The 17,365-nt window shown below is 72.5% G+C and carries 26 protein-coding genes; 23 read left to right on the top strand and 3 right to left on the bottom strand.

Translation table 11 applies throughout. The features are described from left to right. On the bottom strand, positions 1–323 hold a 323-nt coding region (locus ACTJIY_RS20475; RefSeq protein WP_440675363.1), incomplete at its 3' end, for a helix-turn-helix domain-containing protein. A gap of 118 nt (positions 324–441) precedes the next feature. On the opposite strand from ACTJIY_RS20475, the gene ACTJIY_RS20480 reads away from it, so the two are divergent. From ACTJIY_RS20480 to ACTJIY_RS20590, 23 genes are all read left to right on the top strand, one after another. Continuing rightward, entirely contained in the window at positions 442–660 is a 219-nt protein-coding gene (locus tag ACTJIY_RS20480; RefSeq protein WP_440675362.1) for a helix-turn-helix domain-containing protein, read from the top strand. Positions 661–739: 79 nt separating this feature from the next. Then, the gene (locus tag ACTJIY_RS20485) at positions 740–1,408 is read left to right on the top strand and encodes a helix-turn-helix domain-containing protein (protein ID WP_440675361.1); all 669 of its coding nucleotides are present in this window, start codon (positions 740–742) and stop codon (positions 1,406–1,408) included. After that, positions 1,405–2,085, top strand: a complete 681-nt coding sequence (locus tag ACTJIY_RS20490) for a hypothetical protein (RefSeq protein WP_440675360.1) — start codon at positions 1,405–1,407, stop codon at positions 2,083–2,085. The genes ACTJIY_RS20485 and ACTJIY_RS20490 overlap by 4 nt, the downstream gene beginning before the upstream one ends. Further along, on the top strand, positions 2,082–2,309 hold the full coding sequence (locus tag ACTJIY_RS20495) for a hypothetical protein (RefSeq protein WP_440675359.1): 228 nt from the start codon (positions 2,082–2,084) through the stop codon (positions 2,307–2,309). The genes ACTJIY_RS20490 and ACTJIY_RS20495 overlap by 4 nt, the downstream gene beginning before the upstream one ends. Beyond that, positions 2,306–2,746, top strand: a complete 441-nt coding sequence (locus tag ACTJIY_RS20500; protein ID WP_440675358.1) for a hypothetical protein — start codon at positions 2,306–2,308, stop codon at positions 2,744–2,746. The genes ACTJIY_RS20495 and ACTJIY_RS20500 overlap by 4 nt, the downstream gene beginning before the upstream one ends. Further along, entirely contained in the window at positions 2,743–2,901 is a 159-nt protein-coding gene (locus ACTJIY_RS20505; protein ID WP_440675357.1) for a hypothetical protein, read from the top strand. Before ACTJIY_RS20500 ends, ACTJIY_RS20505 begins: the two co-directional genes overlap by 4 nt. Before the next feature lie 115 nt (positions 2,902–3,016). Continuing rightward, positions 3,017–3,463 carry an Lsr2 family DNA-binding protein gene (locus tag ACTJIY_RS20510; RefSeq protein ID WP_440675356.1) on the top strand — a complete coding sequence of 149 codons (447 nt, stop codon included), beginning with the start codon at positions 3,017–3,019 and terminating at the stop codon, positions 3,461–3,463. Beyond that, positions 3,460–4,167 carry an HNH endonuclease gene (locus ACTJIY_RS20515; RefSeq protein WP_440675355.1) on the top strand — a complete coding sequence of 236 codons (708 nt, stop codon included), beginning with the start codon at positions 3,460–3,462 and terminating at the stop codon, positions 4,165–4,167. The genes ACTJIY_RS20510 and ACTJIY_RS20515 overlap by 4 nt, the downstream gene beginning before the upstream one ends. Then, positions 4,164–4,559 (top strand): hypothetical protein, encoded by a 396-nt coding sequence (locus tag ACTJIY_RS20520; RefSeq protein ID WP_440675354.1) that lies wholly within the window; start codon positions 4,164–4,166, stop codon positions 4,557–4,559. Before ACTJIY_RS20515 ends, ACTJIY_RS20520 begins: the two co-directional genes overlap by 4 nt. Next, positions 4,556–6,037, top strand: coding sequence for a hypothetical protein (locus ACTJIY_RS20525; protein WP_440675353.1), 1,482 nt, complete (start codon positions 4,556–4,558; stop codon positions 6,035–6,037). Before ACTJIY_RS20520 ends, ACTJIY_RS20525 begins: the two co-directional genes overlap by 4 nt. Positions 6,038–6,115: 78 nt before the next feature. Further along, positions 6,116–7,312 carry a phage portal protein gene (locus ACTJIY_RS20530; protein WP_440675352.1) on the top strand — a complete coding sequence of 399 codons (1,197 nt, stop codon included), beginning with the start codon at positions 6,116–6,118 and terminating at the stop codon, positions 7,310–7,312. Further along, positions 7,302–9,041, top strand: a complete 1,740-nt coding sequence (locus ACTJIY_RS20535; RefSeq protein ID WP_440675351.1) for an HK97 family phage prohead protease — start codon at positions 7,302–7,304, stop codon at positions 9,039–9,041. The genes ACTJIY_RS20530 and ACTJIY_RS20535 overlap by 11 nt, the downstream gene beginning before the upstream one ends. Continuing rightward, positions 9,038–9,397: a hypothetical protein gene (locus tag ACTJIY_RS20540; RefSeq protein ID WP_440675350.1), complete on the top strand. Its 360-nt coding sequence runs from the start codon at positions 9,038–9,040 to the stop codon at positions 9,395–9,397. Before ACTJIY_RS20535 ends, ACTJIY_RS20540 begins: the two co-directional genes overlap by 4 nt. Next, positions 9,394–9,762 carry a hypothetical protein gene (locus ACTJIY_RS20545; RefSeq protein ID WP_440675349.1) on the top strand — a complete coding sequence of 123 codons (369 nt, stop codon included), beginning with the start codon at positions 9,394–9,396 and terminating at the stop codon, positions 9,760–9,762. The genes ACTJIY_RS20540 and ACTJIY_RS20545 overlap by 4 nt, the downstream gene beginning before the upstream one ends. A gap of 2 nt (positions 9,763–9,764) precedes the next feature. Next, positions 9,765–10,172: a hypothetical protein gene (locus ACTJIY_RS20550; protein WP_440675348.1), complete on the top strand. Its 408-nt coding sequence runs from the start codon at positions 9,765–9,767 to the stop codon at positions 10,170–10,172. Positions 10,173–10,176: 4 nt separating this feature from the next. Beyond that, positions 10,177–10,689: a hypothetical protein gene (locus tag ACTJIY_RS20555; RefSeq protein ID WP_440675347.1), complete on the top strand. Its 513-nt coding sequence runs from the start codon at positions 10,177–10,179 to the stop codon at positions 10,687–10,689. Positions 10,690–10,692: 3 nt separating this feature from the next. Continuing rightward, positions 10,693–12,042 carry a hypothetical protein gene (locus ACTJIY_RS20560; protein ID WP_440675346.1) on the top strand — a complete coding sequence of 450 codons (1,350 nt, stop codon included), beginning with the start codon at positions 10,693–10,695 and terminating at the stop codon, positions 12,040–12,042. Then, positions 12,042–13,265 carry a hypothetical protein gene (locus tag ACTJIY_RS20565; protein ID WP_440675345.1) on the top strand — a complete coding sequence of 408 codons (1,224 nt, stop codon included), beginning with the start codon at positions 12,042–12,044 and terminating at the stop codon, positions 13,263–13,265. The genes ACTJIY_RS20560 and ACTJIY_RS20565 overlap by 1 nt, the downstream gene beginning before the upstream one ends. 2 nt (positions 13,266–13,267) lie before the next feature. Next, positions 13,268–14,398 carry a hypothetical protein gene (locus ACTJIY_RS20570; RefSeq protein ID WP_440675344.1) on the top strand — a complete coding sequence of 377 codons (1,131 nt, stop codon included), beginning with the start codon at positions 13,268–13,270 and terminating at the stop codon, positions 14,396–14,398. Continuing rightward, a complete protein-coding gene (locus tag ACTJIY_RS20575) occupies positions 14,395–14,832 on the top strand; it encodes a hypothetical protein (RefSeq protein ID WP_440675343.1) in 438 nt (145 codons plus the stop codon). The genes ACTJIY_RS20570 and ACTJIY_RS20575 overlap by 4 nt, the downstream gene beginning before the upstream one ends. Then, positions 14,829–15,464: a hypothetical protein gene (locus ACTJIY_RS20580; RefSeq protein WP_440675342.1), complete on the top strand. Its 636-nt coding sequence runs from the start codon at positions 14,829–14,831 to the stop codon at positions 15,462–15,464. Before ACTJIY_RS20575 ends, ACTJIY_RS20580 begins: the two co-directional genes overlap by 4 nt. Next, positions 15,461–15,661, top strand: coding sequence for a hypothetical protein (locus tag ACTJIY_RS20585; protein ID WP_440675341.1), 201 nt, complete (start codon positions 15,461–15,463; stop codon positions 15,659–15,661). The genes ACTJIY_RS20580 and ACTJIY_RS20585 overlap by 4 nt, the downstream gene beginning before the upstream one ends. A gap of 10 nt (positions 15,662–15,671) precedes the next feature. Then, complete coding sequence (locus ACTJIY_RS20590) at positions 15,672–15,974, top strand: hypothetical protein (RefSeq protein ID WP_440675340.1); 303 nt, start codon at positions 15,672–15,674, stop codon at positions 15,972–15,974. On the opposite strand, the gene ACTJIY_RS20595 is transcribed toward ACTJIY_RS20590, so the two are convergent. Beyond that, positions 15,904–16,200, bottom strand: coding sequence for a hypothetical protein (locus tag ACTJIY_RS20595; protein ID WP_440675339.1), 297 nt, complete (start codon positions 16,198–16,200; stop codon positions 15,904–15,906). The two genes, ACTJIY_RS20590 and ACTJIY_RS20595, sit on opposite strands and share 71 nt — an antisense overlap. A 148-nt stretch (positions 16,201–16,348) precedes the next feature. Further along, entirely contained in the window at positions 16,349–17,209 is an 861-nt protein-coding gene (locus tag ACTJIY_RS20600; protein ID WP_440675338.1) for a tyrosine-type recombinase/integrase, read from the bottom strand. Between the last annotated feature and the right edge of the window lie 156 nt (positions 17,210–17,365).

Below are 17,365 nucleotides of genomic sequence, written 5' to 3' on the forward strand. Positions count from 1 at the left end.
CAGAAGGTTGGGGGTTCGAATCCCTTCGGGCGCACCACACGAAGGCCTCCACCGGGACCACCCTGGTGGGGGCCTTCGTCGTCCCCGGCGGCGATGAGCTGCCACATCGGCACGCCGAGCACCCTCGACAGCGTCGCGAGGTCATCGACGTCCAGCGCGACGTCGCCCGAGATGCGCCTCGACCAGTAGGCCTGCGACTTCCCGGTCATGCGCCCGAGCGTCCGCCCGCTGAGCCGCACGCGTGCCATCTCCGCGCGCACCTCGGCGGCGACCGCGGCCCGCGGCGTCTCTAGGTCTGAACCCTCCACCGGCGATGTACTCATGCGCTGAGCGTATAAGTGCAGGCCCCGGGTGTCTACTGACCCGCGAAACATCCCCCGCGACACGCTGAGCGCATCGTTGGCTTGCCGACCGTCTCGAGGTCGGTGTACGAATAGCCACATGAGTCAACGATTCGCTGAGCGCGTCACCGACGCGGTGACGGTCGCGATCAAGGAGCGAGGCCTGTCACAGACGACGGTCGCCGCACACCTCGGCATCTCACAGGCGGCGGTGAACCGGCGCCTCCGAGGGCAGGTCTCGTGGCGGATCAACGAGCTCGAGCGGCTCGCGGTGCTGCTCGAGGTCGACGAGTCGACGCTCGTCGGGAGTGGCTCGTGATCCTCGACGTGGTGAGCGCCATCGGTGCGCTCGTGCTCCTCGTCGCCATGGTGGCCGACGCTTTCCTCGGGGGGCACCGGTGAGCCTCCGCGCGATGCTGTGGGCGCTCTACGACGCGCCGACCCAGGACGTCCCGCACGGTGCGTTCCGCGTCCTCCTCGTCCTCGCCGACCACGCAGGCGATGACGGCACCGGGGCGTGGCCTCACGTCGAGACGATCGCCGAGAAGCTCAACGTCACCCGCCGCACCGTCGAGCGCCACCTCGCCGCGCTCCGGGACGCGGGCCTCATCCGCAAGGGCGACCAGCAGCTCGTGAAGCTCCGCCGCGGCGACCGCCGTCCCACGGTCTGGGACCTGGCGCTCGCTGCCTCACGACCCGACAGAACTGTCGCACGGTCCAAGAGCGACCCGACAGTAGGTGTCGCAAACGACCCGACAGTAGGTGTCGCAAACGACCCGACAGTTGCTGTCGCACAAGGAACCGTCCAGGAACCGTCCAAGAACCACCCGGGCGGGGCGGGCGGAGATATCCACAAGCACGAGCCGAACACGCGTCGTGCACTCGCTGCGCTCGACACGACGCGGATCGACGAGAACGAGCTGCTCCGTATCTGCTACGACGCGGGCGACGGCGACCCGTGGCACGGCTACCTGCTCGTGAAGCACGAGCTCGCGACGATCGGCCCCGAGGCCCGAGACCGCGCCGCCGTCCTGTGCAAGCGCCTCGGCGTGGGGAGGACCCGGTGAGCCGCCCGCGCCTGCTGGACCTGTTCTGCTGCGAGGGTGGCGCGGGGATGGGCTACCACCGCGCCGGCTTCGACGTCGTAGGCGTCGACATCGTGGATCAGCCGCTCTACCCGTTCGAGTTCGTCCAGGCCGACGCGATCGAGTACGTGCGCGAGCACGGCCACGAGTATGACGCGATCCACGCCTCGCCCCCGTGCCAGGCGCACTCGACGATCACGCCGGACAAGAGCGTCCACGTCGACCTCATCCCGGCCACACGCAACGCGCTCGTCGCGACGGGCAAGCCGTACATCATCGAGAACGTCGCGGGCGCCCGCCCCGCGCTCGTCGACCCAGTACTCCTCTGCGGGTCGTCGTTCGGGCTACGGGTCCGGCGTCATCGGCTGTTCGAGTCCAACATCTTCCTCCCGTCGATCCCGTGCATGCACGGGACGCAGGGCCGCCCGACCGGCGTCTATGGCGACCACCCCCAGAACGACCACGAGTACCGCCGGCCTGACGGCACGCGGCGCGGCGCCAAGGCGACGTCGGACGACGACGCGCGCGACGCGATGGGCATGCCGTGGGCGTCGTGGCACGGCACCACGCAGGCGATCCCGCCGGCCTACACGCAGTTCCTCGGCGAACAGCTCATCGAGCACCTGGCCGACGTCGCACTGATCGGAGCGAGCCGATGAAGGACTTCAACACCCGGCGCGCCGCGGAGTGGCCCACGTGCCCGCACGGCGAGCGCACCGACAAGCGCACCAAGAAGGACGAACCACTGTGCCCGTTCTGCCGGCGCGAGGAGCGCCGTCGGGGCGACGGGTGGACGGCGCCGCCGCTGCCCCTGCTGGACGTGCCGGCGATCGCCGCGCACGACGACACCCTGTTCGACCCGATCGAAGGAGAACCATCGTGACCGCACGCAAGAAGACCGACGAGGCCCCGGTCGAGACGACCATCGACGAGAAGGTCGCCGAGGCGTTCGACCAGGACGCGCAGGTACTCGCCGACGTCGAGCTGGCCGCAGCCGACGGCGTCGAGCAGGCGCGCGCCGAGGAGGACGGCGAGGCCGCCGAGGCCGAGGTCGAGAACCTCCCGGGTGACCTCGGGTTCACGTTCGGGCTGTACGTCCTGCTCGTCGAGGGCGGCGTCGACCCGCAGTCCGTGCGCGACCTGTCCGTCGCCGCGTCCCCGATCGGCGACCGGATGGAGGTCAAGGTCCGGCACTACGACTCGCACGGCACGCTCGTCGGCACGGTCCTGTCCGCGCCGCTCCTCCGGGTCGCGGCCGAGTTCGACCTCGACGCCCCGGTGCCGTACTCGCTCGCCGACGACGACGGCGAGCCCGCGTGACGTTCGCGACGGTCGAGCGGCTCACCGACGCGACCGGCGACGTGTGGTTCGCCGTGTTCGTCGAGGGTGAGCCGCTCGCCGTCGCGATGTTCCAGCACGACGAGCACGCCGTCGCGTTCGCGACCGGGCTCACGAAGACGAAGGGCGGGAAGTGATGGACGAGGAGCAGGCACCGGTGATCAACCCGTGGGCGGTGCTCGCGTGGTCGCTCAACGTGGCGACGTGGCTCGCCGCACCGGCAGGGCTCGCGATCCTCTGGCGGGCCGCGTGGTGACCGAGGGATCGGTCGCGCTGCGCGATCGCGTGTACACGATGCTCGCCGCGGGACGCACGATCGCGCAGGTGTGCGCGACGACGGGCGTCCCGCGGCGAGCCGTCGTGCAGCTCGGCCGCGAGTTCGGGATGCGGATCAACATCGGCCGCGATCGCTTCGACGTCGTCGGGCAGCGCCCGCGCGCAGGGTCCGTCGCCGAGCTGCTGGCGCGCGCCGAGGCGTCCCCGCGGCAGCGCACGCAGACCCTCGCCGCGCGGGCCCGGTCGGTCCTCATCGAGCTCGAGCGGTGCGTCGAGCAGGACGACGTCGCCAAGGCGCAGGGCACCTACGACGTCGGCCACGTGCGCCGGTGGGCGCGCGAGCAGGGCATCGACGTACCCGAGCGCGGCCGGTACTTGCCTGCGCACGTCGTGCAGGCGTGGCGCCTGGCCGGTGAGCCGTGAGCCGTTCGTGGGCCGCGGGTAGCACGCGTCAGTGGCGCAAGCTGCGCGAGGCCGTGCTCGCCCGGGACGGGTACCGCTGCCAGGTCCCGAAGGGCGCCGGGGTGTGCGGGGAGCACGCGACGCACGTCGACCACATCGTGCCGCTCGCCGACGGCGGGGCGAAGTGGGACCCGATGAACTGCCGCGCCGCGTGCGCCAGCTGCAACCTCAGTCGCGGGACGCAGGCGACGAAGGCCGGGCCGACGGTCCCGGTGACCGTGCTGATCGGCCCGCCCGGTGGCGGCAAGACCACGCACGCGCTCGAGCGGGCGCAGCGCGGCGACGTCGTCGTCGACCTCGACCGGCTCGCCGCCGCGCTCGCGCCGGTGAGCATGGCGCACGCGGTCGGGCACGACTACCCGCAGCACGTGCGGAACGTCGCGATCGGCGCGCGGTCCGCTGCACTGCGCCGCGCTGTGTCGCTGCCGGCGGCGTCGGGTGCGCGCGTGTTCGTGATCCACGCGACGCCGACGGTCGCGCAGCTCCGGCAGTACGTCGCCGACGGGTGGACGGTCGAGGTCGTCGACCCCGGGCCGGTGACCGTGCGCGCCCGCGTCGCGGACTCGACGCGCGGCGCGCGCCACCAGCGGGCCGTGGACGAGTGGTACCTGCGCCGCGAGCAGCTCGCCGCGGTGCTCAACCCTGAGAGGGAGTGGGACTGGTGACCAAGAGGAAGGCCCCGGCCGCGCCGCAGGACGAAGAGCTCTTCGACCTGACGATGACGCCGACCGGGGAGAAGCGGCGGCTCGGCCGGACCGAGCGCAAGGTCTTCGCCGCGATCCGCGCCGCGCGCAAGGAGAAGGCGCTCTCGGCGACCGAGGAGCCGCTCGCGTGGCAGGCGCTCTCGCTCGCGCGCATGGTCGACCACGCGACCCTGACGAAGCCCGACCCCTACGCCGTCGCCGCGGCGTCGCGCGAGCTGCGCGAGGTGCTCGTCCTGCTCCGGTTCGCCGAGGCGCCCGTGAAGGCCGCCGCTGCGCCCGAGGTCGACGAGCGGCTCGACGCGTTCCTCGCTGACCTCGGCACGCCCGACGCGCCCGCCCCGGCCGCGTCGTGAGGGGCTGGATCACCGGCACGCCCCGCACCCCCGAGCGCCCGACGTTCGGGGGCGCGGTCGCGAAGATCGCCGCCGCCACCGGCACACCGCTCATGCCGTGGCAGCGGCACGTCGCCGACGTCGCGCTCGAGGTGCTCCCGGACGGGTCGTGGGCGTACACCGACGTCCTGATCACGGTGCAGCGGCAGCAGGGCAAGACCACGCTCGACGGCCCGATCGGCCTGCACCGGGCGCTCACGAAGCGGTACGCGCGATGCTGGTACACCGCGCAGACCCGGCAGGACGCGCGCGACAACCTGATCGAGGACTACGCCGTCCGGTTCGAGTCCTCGGTCCTCTCGCCGCTCGCCACGGTGCGCCGGTCGCAGGGCAGCGAGGGGCTGTACCTGCGCCGGCAGGGGTCGTTCCTCCGGGTGTTCGCCCCGGGCGAGGAGGCCCTGCACGGCAAGCCGAACGAGCTCGTCATGGTCGACGAGCACTGGGCGTTCACGCTGCTCGAGGGACGCGCGCTCGACCAGGCGATCGGCCCGACGTTCACGACGACGGGCGGGCAGTACTGGCGGCACTCGACCGCCGGCACCGACGCGTCGGTCTGGCTCAAGGAGGACGTGGACGCGGGCCGGGCCGCGGTCGCCGCGGGCGTGCGCGAGGGCGTCGCGTACTTCGAGCTCGGCCTGCCCGACGACGCGCACGAGGACGTGCAGCACGGGCTCGAGACCGACCCCGACGGCGACGCGTTCGAGGCCGCGGTCGAGACGCTGCTCTCGCACATGCCCGCGCGCGGGTACACGCTCAACGAGCGCGCCGTGCGGACCGAGATTACGAAGCTCGCCCGGCGCGGCGCGGTCGGCGAGATTCTGCGCGCCTACGGCAACCGGTGGACGAAGACCGTCGAGTCGGTGATCCCGCTCCGCCCGTGGGTCGACGCTCGTCGGGACGCGCTGCCCGTCCCGACGGTGCCCGTCGCCATGGCGTTCGCGTGCGCGCCGGACCGGTCCCGGTCCGCGATCCTCGCGGCGTGGCGCGAGCCAGGCGACGAGCGGCTCATGCGCTGGAAGGTGCTCGACGCGCGCGACGGTACGGCGTGGGTCGCGGACCGCATGGCCGAGCTCATCGACGCGCGCGACCCGATCGCCGTCGGCTACGACCGGTTCGGCCCGGCGACCGACGTCGGCGACGAGCTCGAGCGGCGCGGGTACGTGCTCGAGCGGATCGGGTACGCCGAGATGGCGACCTCGTGCATCGCGACGCTCGCCGCGATCGTCGAGGGGCAGCTCGCGTACGTCGGTCACGAGGACCTTGACCACGTCGCCGGGCAGGCCGCGAAGAAGACCCTCGGCAACCGGTGGGTGTGGGACCTGCGCGGCTCGGCAGGGTCGATCGCCGGCCTCGACGCCGGGACGATGGCGGCGTGGTTCTTCGACCACGCCGACGCCCCGCTCGACCCGCCGAGCATCATGCTCCCGTCCGGCGTTTGACCGTTTGAACGGCCCGGTTTCGCGTTTGCCAAATGGCTTCGCTGGACCCGGCCGGGCGCGCTCGCCCACGGTGACGGCGTGCAGCTCCTCCACCGGCTCGGCATCACGACGGCCTCCGCGACGCTCCCCGGCACCGCCGGGGACGTCGCGCAGGTCGCGGACCTGCCGCCCGGGATCGCCGCTGCGTTCGGGATCAACGTCGACTCCGAGCGGGTGCGCCGCGAAGAGGCCGTGACCATCCCGGCCGTCTCCCGCGGCGAGCAGGTCATTGCCGGGACGATCTCCGGGTTCCCGCTCGTGTGCACGAGGGTCGCGCTCGGCGAAGACGGGCGCACCGCCCCCACCCTGCCCGACCGGCAGTTCGTGCGCCGCTCGCTCCTCGAGCAGCCCGACCCCTACCTCACCGCCTCGACGTGGAAGTACCGGCTCGTCGCCGACCTCGTGCACGAGCCCCACGCGTGGTGCCGCGTCCCGCGGTCGCTCCCGGACGGGCGCCCCGTGCGCGACGCGAACGGGTTCCCGTTCTTCCTCGAGCACCTCGACCTGCGGTTCCTGCGCATCGACGCCTCCACGCAGACCGTCACGTACAAGGGCGAGAACGTGCCGCTGACGGACCTCGTCCGGTTCGACTCGCCGACCGGTGGCCTGCTCAAGCGGGGCGCCGTCGTGCTGCGCACCGCGCTCAAGCTCGAGTCCGCGGTCCGCCGGTACGCCGAGATCGACGTCCCGCTCGGCGTGCTGCGCGACGAGTCGCAGGCCACGGGGACCGGGCGGGACAAGCTCACCGACGCGCAGGTGCAGAAGCTCCTCGACCAGTGGGAGGCGGGCTCGCGCAAGCGCGTGACCCGGTGGATCGGGCGCCTCAAGTACGAGGCCGTGCAGTTCGACGCCGCGCGCATCCAGCTCGCGCAGGCGCGCGAGCGGTCCGACGTCGCGATCGCGCAGCTCATGAACCTCGAGTCGCAGCAGATCAACGCCCCCTCCGAGTCCGGCATGACGTACACGAACAAGGAGCAGATCGCGGCCGAGCGCGTCGTCGCGGTCAACCCGTACATGGCCGCGATCGTCGAGCGGCTGTCCATGCCCGACATCACGCCGCGCGGACAGGTCGTGTCGTTCGACACCACCCGGTACGTGCGCGGCACGACGGCCGAGGTGATCAACGCCGCCGGCGTCGCCGTCGAGAAGAAGCTCGTCACCGTGAACGAGGCCCGCGACCGGTGGCTAGACCTGCCGCCCATCGAACAGACCGAGGAGACCACCGATGCCGCGTAGCCTCATCCGCCTCACGGCCGGCACCCAGACCCGCGTCGGCGAGCGGTCCATCCGCGGGCTCATCGTCCCGTTCGGCGTGCCCGCGCAGCTCGGCTGGTACGAGCTCGAGTTCGACGCCGAGTCGCTGCGGGTCTCCGAGGCCGAGCGCATCCCGCTGCTGTTCCAGCACGACGGGCGGATCACCGCCGGGTACGCCACCGACTTCGAGGTCACCGACGACGGTGTGTACGGCACGTTCGAGGTCGAGAGCACCGAGACCGGCGACCGCGTGATCCGCGAGGCGACGTTCGGCTCGCGCACCGGCTTCAGCATCGGCATCCAGCTCGACGCCGAGGTCGTCGAGGAGGCCTGGTCCCGGCTCTGGTCCGACGAGGACGAAGGCCCTGTCATGGCCCGCGGCCGTCTGCTCGAGGTCTCCCACGTCTCGGTCCCCGCGTTCGACGACGCGCGGATCGACGAGGTCACCGACACCGTCGCGGCACCCGCCGACGACGCCGCGTCTGCCGGGCTCGCCGGCGACACCCAGGAAGGAACCGTCATGGCACGACGACTGCCCGTCACGGCGAGCGCGTCCGCGACTCCGCCCACGATCGTCCACGCGGACGGCACCGCCCCGGCCGCGCCGGTCCCCGCGCCGCCCGCGCAGGCGTCCGCCCCGCAGGCCCCGGCTGCGCCGGCCCCCGCCCCGGCGCAGCCGGCCCCCACGGCCGAGGCCGCCGCCCCGGCCCCGCATGCCGCGCCCGCCCCCAACCCCCTCGCGCACGCGCAGGTCGGGACCGAGGCCGAGGTCTACTTCGACGGCGGCGAGCACTCGTTCGTGCGCGACGCGTTCCACGCGCGCATGTCGGGCGACACCGAGGCCGCGGCGCGCCTGCACCGGTTCAACGCGCAGCTCGTCGAGCTCGCCGCCATCCGGTCCGGGTTCCCCGAGATCATCCCGCCCGGCTACCGCGGCGAGATGCTCGTCCAGGCGATCGACCGCGGCCGACCGATCGTGTCCCGGCTCGGCGAGGCGCGCATCACCCTCACCGACGCGACCCCGTTCCGCATCCCGATCGAGGGCGACTTCACCGGCGTGGGCGACCACGTCGAGGGCACCGCGCACGTCGCGGCCGGCACCCTCACGGTCGACGACACGACCGTCAACCCGAAGGCCGTGTCGGGCGCGTTCGAGGTCTCGCGCGAGCTCGTCGATTCGTCCAACCCGGCGATCGACCGCCTCGCGCTGAACGCGATGCTGCGCAACTACCGCGACGTCACCGAGGGGTACGCCGCGACGACGTACTCGGGCGCTGCGGTCCCCGTCGTCGGCGGCGCCGGCCTCGAGGCCGAGCTGATCGACTTCCTCGACGACCGCGACCTGACGCCCGCGTTCATCGCCGCGAACCCCACGTTCTACTCGGGCATCGCGCTCGAGCAGGCCGGGGACGGGCGTGCCCGCTACCCGTACCTCAACCCGACGAACGCGGCCGGGCAGACCGCGGCCGGGTTCCGCGGGATCAGCGTGCAGGGCGTCGACCTCATCCGCGCCGGCAAGGTCGACGCCGGCGAGGCGATCGGTATCGTCCCCGAGGACGTGCTGTGGGGCGAGTCGAACGTGCTCACGTTCCGATTCGACGAGGTCCAGGGCCCGGGCGTCATCAAGCTCGCGCTGTTCGCCTACGTCGCCGCGCACGTGCTGCGCCCGACCGGCGTCCGCACCTGGTCGTACACCGCGCCCACGCCGTGAGCGAGCCCCCCGTCGAGGTCGCGGTCGGGTGGTGGCTGCCATCCGAGGCAGCCACCGCCTGGCCCGACCAGGGCGGCCCGGAGGACGAGGCCGACCTCATCCGCCTGCTCCAGGTGGCCTACGAGTTGTGCCTCGAGTACCAGGAGCCCCCGGTCGACGAGGACGGCGACCCGCTACCCGTCCCCGAGCGGTTCCGCGAGGCGCAGCTCCTCCAGGCGCGGGCGCAGTGGACGTTCGAGCGCACCGGCGGGGGAGACATGATCGGCCCCGACGGGACGCAGGTCCGGGTCTACCCGATGGGCTGGCAGGTCAAGAACCTCCTCCGGCCCGACGACGGCGTCCCGGTGATCGGATGAGCACCGCACGCGAAGACCTCGTCGCGCACCTCAAGGCGAAGCTCACCACGGTGCGCGTGCTCGACACGCTCACGCAGCTCGAGAACGCGAAGCGCGCGACCGTCATGGTCTCGCGCTCGTCGATCGAGCGGGCCGACCTGCACGAGTCGCGTGACGACGTCCTCACGGTCTGGCTCGTCTCGCCGTTCCTCGACATCGCGAAGGCCGAGGCCGACCTCGACGCGAACCTCGACGCCGTGCTCGCCGCGATCGAGGACCACGAGTACCTGCACTGGACCGGCGGGTCGCGCGACATGTTCGCCGAGTTCCACGCCTTCCAGATCACCGTCCCGCACCGCACCCTGCTCACCACCGAGGAGTCCTGACCATGGCTACCGTCGCCGTCACCCCGCGCATCCTGCGCAAGTACAAGCTCACCGTGGACGCGGACGACTACGAGGCCGCGACCGAGTCCGTGCTGTTCACCCCCTCGACGTCGCCGCAGACGTGGACCGGGGGCGACGGCGAGACGCACTCGGACACCTCGCCCGCGAACTGGAACGTCGCGATCGGGTACATGCAGGACTGGGACACGCCGGGCTCGCTCGGCGAGTTCCTGCACGCGCACGAGGGTGAGCAGGTCGACATCACGTTCCGGCCCGACGCGACCGCCGGGCCGTCGTTCACGTCGACCGTGACCGTCACCCCGGGTGCGATCGGCGGGAGCAACGGCGCGTGGCCCACGACCACGACCACGCTGCCCTGCACCAAGCCCGTCCTCGTCCCCGCGGCCTGACCCCGTGGCGAGGATGATGCCGTCGGTGTACGCGCGGCGCGAGCTGCGCGCCGTCGTCGTGTCCGTCAAGGCCCTGCCGCGCGAGGTACGCCGCGCGATCAGCCAGGGCACCCGCGACACGATGAACCCCGTCTGGCGCAACCTCGTCACGTCCAAGGCCCGCACCCCGCTCGAGAAGGCCGCGCTCGCGAAGGGCGCGCGCATCGCCGCCGGCAACCCACCGAAGGCGATCGCCGCATCCTCGGTCCGGCCGCTGCGCGGCGGGCTGCGCCCCGGGAACGCCGCGGCCGTGCTCGAGGCCGGTTCCAGGCGTCGCGACCAGCGCGGCACGTGGCCGCGACGCTCGCCCGAGGGCGGTAGCCACACCGTGCACGGGTGGCCCAACCGGCAGCTCGTCGTCTACCGCCGCGGCGGCTACGTCGTGTTCCCCGCGTTCCGCGAGCTCGGACCGCGGCTCACCCAGCTCTGGGTCCAGACCGTCATGCGCAAGACCTACGACGCCCTCGAGAGGAGGTAGACCGTGGCGAAGGGCATCGAGATACCGCTCGTCGCGGACGTCGCCCCCTTCCTCAAGGGCATGGAGTCGGCCGTCGACAAGGTCGAGGAGCTCGCCGACGTGTTCGACGACGCGTCGGACGCGTCGCAGCGGGCAGGTGACGCCGGGGAGCGCGCCGCCCGGGAGACGGGCGCGGCGTGGGGCGACGCAGCGAGCCGGGTCGAGCGCGAGTTCGACGGCGTCGAGGACGCAGTCGACGAGGCCGGGCGTGAGGGCGAGACCGCAGCCGAGCGGGTCGCGCGCGCGTGGGACGAGGCCGTGCGCGAGGTGCGCCGGTCCGCCGACGACGGCGCGCGGGGCGTCAAGGACTCGTTCAAGGAGAACAGCCTCTCGTCGCAGGACATCTTCGACGCGAACTTCCGATCCGAGATGCGTGCCTCGGCGAACGAGACCGGTTCCGAGATCCTCGGGCAGATCAGCAGCGCGCTCGCCGACGGGTCGATCGACGCGAGCGTGCTCGCGACGTCGCTGTCCGAAGGGCTCGTCGAGATCGGCGCCGAGGTCGGTGGCCCGGCCGGCGCCGCCATGGTCGCCGGCGGCCTCATCGCGTCCGCGCTGTGGGGACAGGTCACCGCGGCGAAGGAGGCCGTCCAGTCGGACGTCTCGTCGATGTTCGACTCGATCATCGAGCAGGGCGCCGCCGCGGCCGAGCAGGGGCAGCTCCTCGCGAACATCCGCGAGCTGACCGAGAACCAGGACAAGCTCAACTTCAGCAAGGGGCTCGCGAAGGACCTCGAGGTGGAGCTCGCGACCGTGATCCGCGCGCGCGCCGGCGACGTCGAGGCCATGAACGAGATCGACCAGGTGCAGCACGACAAGCAGATGCAGCTCCTCGACGCGTACAACGCGGGCACGATCGCTGCCGACGACTACCGCCGCGCGTCGGAGGACATCTCCGAGGCGACGAAGGACGTGACCGCCGACTTCGACCTCGAGCGGCAGGGCATCGACGCCGCGAAGATGGCGACCGACGCGTACCGCGACGCGACCGACGCAGCGTCGGCCTCGCAGATCGCCGACGCCCAGGCAACCGCAGCGCGCACGGGCGAGGTGCAGAACCTCCAGGTGTCCATCGACGGCGTCACCAGGTCTATTCAGGTCATGCCCGACGGCAAGGTCATCGACGTCACCGACGACGACAGTGCGAAGGCGACGCAGGCCAAGATCGACGCGATCACGGGCAAGGACGTCCAGGTCGGCGTCCAGTTCAACGACGTGACGAACGCGTTGCAGACCGCGCTCGACGTTGCCGCGTCGCTCGTGAGGCCCCCGGCCGTCCCGGTCACCTCGCGCAACGGCAGGGAGGCCGTCTGATGGTGAGTATCGTCGCGACCCCGCACGTCGAGTCGGCCTCGGTCACGCTCGCCGTCGTGACCGATGGCACGGCGCCGTCGTTCGTGCGCGACTACCGCGGCGCGGGCGGCGCGGTCTCGCCCGCCCAGGTCGCGGAGTGGGACGCGGTCGGCGGCGCGACGATCGGGAACGGGTGGCCCAACTCGGTGCAGATCACCGCGGGCCCCGACGAGGGCGGGCGCCTGCAGCTCACGGGTCTGGACGTCGGCGAGACGTACCGGGTGCGCATCCTCGCGCGCCGCCGCGCGTCCGTGCTCACCGTCAAGGCCGGCGTCGGGACGCTCACGTCCTGGACACCTCCGCTGACGACCGAGGACGACGTCCCGTTCGAGTTCACGTTCGTCGCCGCGGCCGCGACGGCGAACGTGGACGTGCTCGTCGCGACCGCGAGCGGAACGGCGCAGCGGTGGTTCACCGTGCGGCAGGTCATCGTGTGGCCGGACGGGGAGACCCTGGCCGAGTGGGACCTCGTCGCGCTCACCCGCACGGACGCGAACGGCACCCGCGACGTGCGCCTCCCGGACGGGGCGTCCCTGTCCTCGGGCACGCTCGGCGTGAACGACTCCGAGGGCGCGCTCGTCGGCCCGATCGAGTACCGGGTGACCGTGCGCGACGCCCTGACGACGTCGACCGAGCAGGCGTCGACCACGACCACGCTCGACGGCGTCGACCGACCGCAGCTCGCGCCGGTCGCGCTGCCGCAGCTCGGCCGCGCGCTGCGCCTCGTGCTCGCCGACGGCTGGGGCGAGCAGCGCGCCTCGTCCTCGACCGTGCACGACGTCATCGGCCGGGCCGCGCCGCTGGTCACGATCGGCCCGCTGCGCACCCGCGCCGGGCAGTACCGGGTGTGGTGCGAGGACTACGCGACCGCGCAGGCCGTCGTCGCCCTCGCCGCCCGCGGCGACGTGCTCCAGGTCCGCCACCCTCGCCTGCCCGGCGCGGACATGTATCACCTCGCGACCAGCACGAGCATCGACTTCCTCACCGTGGCCGCCATACCCGGCGGCCACACCTCACGGTGGGCCGTGACCGTCGGGTACGTCGAGGTCGACCCGCCGAGCGGTCCGCTCCTCGGCGCGGTCGGGTGGACGTTCGACGCCCTCGCGTCGACCTACGGGTCGTTCGCCGAGGTCGCCGCCGCCTACGCGACGTTCACCGACCTCCTGATCGGGCCGACGTCGTGAGCGTGACCGCGCCGTGGGACGGGCGCGCCGTCTCCGCGATCCTGGGCGACCTGCGCCACGTGACCTACGTCTACCTCGTGCCGTCCCCGGGCGCCGACCCGGTCCCGGTCGACATGGTGTCCGGCACGCTCACGTTCGACGAGCTGTGGTCCCCGTACGTCCAGGCGTCCGTCCAGGCCCGCGTCCCGGACGACCAGGCGACCCTGGACCTGTTCGACGCGCGCAAGCGGCCCCGCCTGCAGTTCTTCGCCGGGTACGTCTACCCCGACGGCGTCGAGGACGTCCACCTCGCGGCCTCGCTCATCCTGACCGACCGCAACGTGCGCCGCCCCGACAACACCATGGACCTGACCGCGACGTCGGACGAGGTCGTGCTCGACCTGCCCTCGCTCACGTCGTTCTCGTGGGAAGGGTCCGCCTCGGCGACGCTCGCCGCGCGCGACGTCATCGCCTACCACGACCCGACCGGCACGATCGACGTGCAGGTGTCCCCGTTCGCCGGCGCGCTCATGCCCGGCGCCGGGGCGGGCGAGCTCGTACAGGTCGCCGCGTACTCCGACAACGCGTGGTCCGCCGTCGCGGACTTCGCGACCCGGGTCGACGGGTGGTTCTACCACGACGGCCTGTCGACGTGGGTCCTGCGCAAGCGCAACGCGCTCGGTGACAACGTCAACGCCGGGTCGTTCAGCGTCGGGGAGCGGGGCACCATCACCGGCAGTGAGGCCGTCCTGTCGACGCAGGACTTCGCGAACGTCGCCGCGGTGCGCTACCGGTGGTCGGGCGGGGAGACGCCGTGGCGGGTCGCGCAGGTCACGACCGGGCCGCTCGCCGTGTCCCAGATCGGCCGCCACCCCGTCGCGCACGAGTTCGCCCAGCGTGGCAACGCCGCCGCCGCGGACCGCTCCGCGCAGACGATCCTGTCGCGGGCCATGACACGCGGCCGTGAGCTGTCGTTCGAGCTCGCGCACGCCCCGTACTGGGCACGGCCCAACATGCGCGCGTTCGTCCGCCTCCCGACCGGCCCCGTCGAGCCCGTCGTGATCTCCCGCGTCGACTTCCAGCTCGGTCCCGGCACGGCCCGCGTCCGCACCCGCCAGCCCGACAACGGGCAGATCACCACAGGAGCAGCATGAGCACCCCGAACCGTGGCTACACCACACCCGACCCCGACGACACCCCCGACGTCCCGTTCTGGGTCGAGAACCTCGCCAATGGGATCGACGACGACCTCGGCGACGCGTTCGGCACAAGCCCCGTGCTCGCCTCCGGCACCCTCGCCCTGTCGTCCGGGTCGGGCGCCTGCTCGTGGGAGCGTGTCGGGCGGCTCGTCGTCGTCCGCTTCGACAACACCCGCACCGTCGCAGTCGGCGTCGCCACGATCGCAACCGGCCTGCCCGCCGCGATCCGCCCGGTCGGCGGTGACGCGTTCGGCGGCGGATGGCTCGACGGGAACTACGCCGGCACCGCGATCGTCACCTCGGGAGGCGCCGTCGCGGTCGCGCACCAGACCGGCGCCTCCCGCGCCCGCGCGCAGGGCACCATCACCTACCTCGTGGACATCGCATGAGCTACGTCGCCCCGTCCCTGAACAAGCTGCGCGACCAGATCAACGCCGCCTGGCCGGGCCGCGACCGGTCCTCGGACGGCGCGATCGGTGACGCCGCGCACGCGTCGCGGCCCTCCGACCACAACCCCGCCCCGCCGACCGGCGTCATCCGCGCCCGCGACTTCGACGTGGACGGCATCCCCGTGCACTCGCTCGTCGCGGCGCTCACGCTCGACCCGCGCACCGCCTACCTGATCTACGACGAGCAGATCTGGACCCCCGGCAGCGGGTGGCGCCCCTACAACGGCGTCAACCCCCACACCGGCCACTTCCACATCAGCGTGCGCCACGGCGCGCTGTACGAGAACGACACGAGCGCGTGGGCGCTCAAGATCGGAGACGTCATGGACGCAGACCTCGGAGCCCGACTGGACCAGATCGTCGCGTGGATGGACGCCCGCTTCGACGCGCTCGACGCGAAGCTCGGCGCGGTCGACGCCCGGCTCAAGAACGTCCCGGCCGACACCTGGAAGTACAAGCTCGGGCACACCATCACCAAGAAGCCCGTCGCGGCCGGCGATCTGCTCCGCTACGAGCCCGCCGAGCACCGCAACACCCGCGAGGCCATCACCGGCACGAAGGAGCCCCTGTGAACGAGGAGCAGCGCTCCCCGACCGTCCCGCCCGTCGTCCGCACCGTCGCCTACGTCGTCGGTCTGACCTTCGGGCTCGGCGTCGCGCCATCGCTCATCGCGCTCAACCTGCCCGCGTGGGCGGCGGTGGCCGGCGCGATCTCTGGCGCGGCCAACGCCCTCGCGTTCGGGTACAGGCCCACCCGTGGGGATGGATAGCCCGATCGACGTGGACGTGTCGTCTGTCGTGAACCCCTGGCAGGCGGCGGTCCTCGTCGTGCTCATCCTCGCCGTCCTCGTCGGCCCGCAGCTCGGCGCGCTGATCACGTCCGTACAGGGCAAGAGGCTCGCCCGGCGAGCGGCCGAGGAGATCGAGCACCAGAGCAAGCCGAACAGCGGGCAGTCGATGAAGGACTACCTCGTGCGCATCGAGCAGGACGGGAAGGCGACGAGGTCAATCGTCACTGACCTGACGACTCGGGTTGAGCGGCTCGAGCAGGCTCGGCAGCCGTGGTGGCGCCGCGCACGGTGAGCAGCGCGTACAGCCCGTAGCACCCGAACGACGCACCCAGCAGCGCCGAGGCGAGACCGAACCCCAGCAGGATCGGGGCCCAGTCCGGCTCGGCGTAGCTGTCTGCCGTCATGACCTCGACGACGGGTGCGCCGAGCAGCAGCGCCACACCGAGGGCGAAGAAGAACAGGCCCCACACTGCCTGCGCAGCACCGGGGCGGGGAACGAAGCGCGCGGTCGTCGTCATGCTCGGAGCGTAGCGGCCCGCCAGTTCTTGGACCCCCCCACCCCGCGGACACTCCCGCGCCCCCCTGGTTTCCTCTCTCCCCGCGCGACCCACGGGGAGAGAGGAGAAGACGCGAACGACGCACACGCGCCCGCGTAGTTAGGCGAACCTAACTCACGCGGGCGCGTCTCGTCGTTGGGGCATCTGGGATCGGGTCGTTCGCGACGGCGAGCACGAGCCGCCGCTTCGCGTCGTCGGGCAGCGCGACGTAGACGCGCGTCGTTACGGGCGAGGCGTGGCCGAGGAGCTCCTGCACGGTGAACATGTCCGAGCTGATCGAGTACGCCTTCGTCGCGAACCGGTGCCTCAGCGAGTGCATCGTGTAGCCCTCGGGGAGCAGCCGGCCGACGAGCTTGCCGACCCACCGCGGCGAGAGGTGCCCGTGGTCGTCGCCCGGGAACGCGTAGCCGGCCCCGAGCGCGCGCAGCTCGGCGGCGAGGCTCGCGGGCAGCGGGACGACCCGCTCGCGCGCCCCCTTGCCGTGCACGACGAGGGACCAGCCGCCGAGGTCTTCGACGAGGTCGCGGGAGTGCACCTGCGCGACCTCGGCGCGCCGCAGCCCGCACTCGGCGGCGAGGCGCAGCATCAGCCGCTCGCGCACGCCCGCGGCCATGACGGCCATCCGGTACGCGCGGTCCGGCGTCGGGTGCGGTCGCGGCTGCGCCGGCGGGATCGAGGGCAGCGCCTCGGCTGGGTTGCGGGTCGTGCGGTCGGTGGCCACCGCCCAGCGATAGAAGCCGCGCAGGCTCGAGCGGACGCCGCGCCGCGTCTCACGAGCCCACGCCTTCGTGCCCATCCAGGTGAGCAGGTCGTCCGTCGTGAGGCTCCACGGGTCGCGCGCGCCCGCCCAGCGGGCGAGCCAGCGCAGGTGCTCGCTGCGGGTGCGCAGCGTGGTCTCAGGCCGGCCCGTCGCACGCATCGCGACGAGCCAGGAGTTGATCGGGTCGGTCCATGGCGAGTTGGTACGCATGTGCAGGGCGTACAGGTTCGTACCGGTTTCCGCCCGTCGAGCGCTCATCCCACGCGGCCCCACGGCCCGACGATCACGGTCGCCTCCTCGTCGAGCTCCGGCCAGTCGTCGGCTCCTGACCAGAAGGTTGGGGGTTCGAATCCCTTCGGGCGCACC

The sequence above is a fragment of the Cellulosimicrobium sp. 22598 genome, assembly GCF_052044445.1.
In the GTDB taxonomy this organism is placed as follows: Bacteria; Actinomycetota; Actinomycetes; order Actinomycetales; family Cellulomonadaceae; genus Cellulosimicrobium; species Cellulosimicrobium cellulans_G.